The organism is Niveispirillum sp. SYP-B3756, assembly GCF_009495745.1.
Taxonomy (GTDB): Bacteria; Pseudomonadota; Alphaproteobacteria; order Azospirillales; family Azospirillaceae; genus Niveispirillum.
Genome location: NZ_WIDQ01000043.1, coordinates 1 through 3783, shown reverse-complemented (window position 1 = coordinate 3783; position 3783 = coordinate 1). Strand labels below are relative to the sequence as shown.

Sequence of the window (3783 nt, the reverse complement as noted above, 5' to 3'; positions counted from 1 at the left end):
CGGCGCCGACAAAGACCATCGCCACGGCTTCCTTCTCGGCGGATACGGCCGCCAATGGTGGCACCAACACGGATTGGATCACCAAGACGGCGGCGCAGACGGTCAGCGGTACGCTGTCGGCCAACGTGTCTGCGGGTGAGACGGTTTATGTGTCGCTGGATAATGGCAGCACCTGGACGGCGGCGACCACTACCGTTGGTCAGAACAGCTGGTCGCTGAGCGGCCAGACGCTGACCGGCAGCAGTGTCATGAAGGTCAAGGTCACCGACCTCGCCGGCAATGACGGCACCGTCTACAGCCAGGCCTATGTGCTGGACACGTTGGCGCCGACGACCAGCGTCGCCACGGCCGCCTTCTCGGCCGACACGGCGGCCAATGGTGGCACCAACAGCGATTGGATCACCAAGACGGCCAGCCAGACCGTCAGCGGCACCTTGTCGGCCAATCTGTCCTCGGGTGAGACGGTTTATGTGTCGACGGATGGCGGTTCCACCTGGACGGCAGCCACCGCCACGGTTGGTCAGAACAGCTGGTCGTTGAGTGGCCAGACGCTGACCGGCAGCAATACCTTGAAGGTGAAGGTCGCCGACACGGCCGGCAATGACGGCACCGTCTACAGCCAGGCCTATGTGCTGGACACCACGGCACCGACCAACACCATTGCCACAGCCGCCTTCTCGGCCGACAGTGCGGCCAATGGCGGCACCAACAGCGACTGGATCACCAAGACGGCGGCGCAGACGGTCAGCGGTACGCTGTCTGCCAACGTCGCATCTGGTGAGACGGTTTATGTGTCGCTGGATGGCGGCACCAATTGGACGGCGGCGACCACAACAGTCGGCCAGAATAGCTGGTCGCTCGCCGGCCAGACGCTGACCGGTTCCAGCACGCTGAAGGTGAAGGTGACCGACACCGCCGGTAATGACAGCACGGTCTACAGCCAGGCCTATGTGCTGGACACGACGGCGCCGACGACGACCATTGCCACAGCGGCTTTCTCTGCGGATACGGCGGCCAATGGCGGCACCAACACGGATTGGATCACCAAGACGGCGGCGCAGACGGTCAGCGGTACGCTGTCGGCCAACGTGTCTGCGGGAGAGACGGTCTATGTGTCGCTGGATAATGGCAGCACCTGGACGGCGGCGACCACTACCGTTGGTCAGAACAGCTGGTCGTTGAGCGGCCAGACGCTGACCGGCAGCAGTGTCATGAAGGTCAAGGTCACCGACACGGCCGGCAATGACGGCACCGTCTACAGCCAGGCCTATGTGCTGGACACGTTGGCGCCAACGACGACCATCGCCACTGCCGCCTTCTCGGCCGACACCCGCACGGCGGGCGATTTCATCACCAAGACCGCCGCGCAGACCGTCAGCGGCACCCTCTCCACCAGCCTCTCCTCGGGCGAGACCGTTTATGTCTCGCTGGACGGCGGCACCACCTGGACGGCGGCCACCGCTTCGGTCGGGCAGAGCGCCTGGTCGCTGGCCGGGCAGACGCTGACCGGCTCCAACACGCTGAAGGTGAAGGTCGCCGACATCGCCGGCAATGACGGCACCGTCTACAGCCAGGCCTATGTGCTGGACACCACGGCGCCGACCGTGACGGGGGTCACCTCGTCGACCGCCGACGGCGCCTACAAGACCGGCGCGACGATCTCGATCCAGGTCTCCTTCTCCGAAGCCGTCTATGTTCCCGGCACGCCCTCGATCACTTTGGCCACCGGCTCGGCCAGCACGCGTTATGCTATTTACACCAGTGGTTCGGGCACCGACACGCTCACCTTCAGCTACACGGTCCATGCCGGCGACAACGCTGCCGACCTGGATTACGTAAGCACGGCGGCGCTGGTCGCATCCAACCTTCAGGACAGCGCCGGCAACAACACCGTCCTGACATTGGCGACGCCGGGCGCCACCGGTTCGCTGGGAGCCAACAAGGCGATCGTGCTGGACACCATCGCCCCGACCAACACCATCGCCACGGCCGCCTTCTCGGCCGATACGGCAGCCAATGGCGGCACCAACAGCGACTTTATCACCAAGACGGCGGCGCAGACCGTCAGCGGCACGCTGTCGGCCAATCTGGCAACGGGTGAGACGGTTTCTGTGTCGCTGGATGGCGGCACCACCTGGATCGCCGCAACCACGACGACCGGCCAGAACACCTGGTCGTTGAGCGGCCAGACGCTGACCGGCAGCAATACCTTGCAGGTCAAGGTCACCGACACGGCCGGTAATAACGGCACGGTTTACAGCCAGGCCTATGTGCTCGACACGGCGGCACCGACGACGACCATCGCCACAGCCGCCTTCTCGGCCGACACGGTGGCCAATGGCGGCACCAACAGCGACTTTATCACCAAGACGGCGGCGCAGACCGTCAGCGGCACCTTGTCGGCCAATCTGGCGGCGGGCGAGACGGTCTATGTGTCGACGGATAACGGCAGCACCTGGACGGCGGCGACTGCAACCACTGGCCAGAACAGCTGGTCGCTGGCCGGCCGGACGCTGACCGGTTCCAGCACGCTGAAGGTCAAGGTCACCGACACCGCCGGTAATGACGGCACCGTCTACAGCCATGCCTATGTGCTGGACACGACGGCACCGACGACGACCATTGCCACAGCGGCTTTCTCTGCGGATACGGCGGCCAATGGCGGCACCAACAGCGACTGGATCACCAAGACGACCAGCCAGACCGTCAGCGGCACGCTGTCGGCCAACGTCGCGTCAGGTGAGGCGGTCTATGTGTCGTTGGATAATGGCAGTACCTGGACGGCGGCCACCACCACGGTTGGGCAGAACAGCTGGTCGTTGACCGGTCAGACGCTGACCGGCAGCAGCGTCATGAAGGTGAAGGTTACCGACACGGCCGGTAATGACGGCACCGTCTACAGCCAGGCCTATGTGCTGGACACCACGGCGCCGACCACCACCATCGCCACGGCCGCCTTCTCGGCCGATAGCGGCACAATCGGCGATTTCATCACCAGCACGGCCAATCAGACGATCAGCGGCACGCTGTCGGCCAACTTGGCGGCGGGCGAGACGGTCTATGTCTCGCTGGATGATGGCAGCACCTGGACGGCGGCGACGACCACGGTTGGCCAGAACAGCTGGTCGTTGAGCGGTCAGACCCTGACCGGTGCCAATACCTTGAAGGTCAAGGTCGCCGACACGGCCGGCAATGACGGCACGGTTTACAGCCAGGCCTATGTGCTGGACACGCTGACCCCGACCAACACCATCGCCACGGCTTCCTTCTCGGCGGATACGGCGGCCAATGGCGGCACCAACAGCGACTGGATCACCAAGACGGCGGCGCAGACCGTCAGCGGCACGCTGTCGGCCAACATCGCGTCGGGTGAGGCGGTCTATGTGTCGTTGGATAATGGCAGCACCTGGACGGTGGCGACGACCACCGTGGGTCAGAACAGCTGGTCGCTGAGCGGTCAGACGTTGACCGGCAGCAGCGTCTTGAAGGTGAAGGTCTCAGACACGGCCGGTAATGACGGCACCGTCTACAGCCAGGCCTATGTGCTGGACACGCTGGCCCCGACCACCACCATTGCCACGGCCACCTTCTCGGCGGATACGGCGACCAATGGCGGCACCAACAGCGATTGGATCACCAAGACGGCGGCGCAGACCGTCAGCGGCACGCTGTCGGCCAACGTCGCGTCGGGCGAGACGGTTTATGTGTCGCTGGATGATGGCACCACCTGGACGGCGGCCACCACCACCGTGGGTCAGAACAGCTGGTCGTTGACCGGTCAGA

General features: G+C 64.6%; 1 protein-coding gene. It reads left to right on the top strand.

Translation table 11 applies throughout. The annotated features are described in order from the left end of the window. Nucleotides 1-3783 (top strand): Ig-like domain repeat protein (locus GE253_RS25570; protein WP_173012843.1); only part of this gene is annotated, 3783 nt, incomplete at both ends.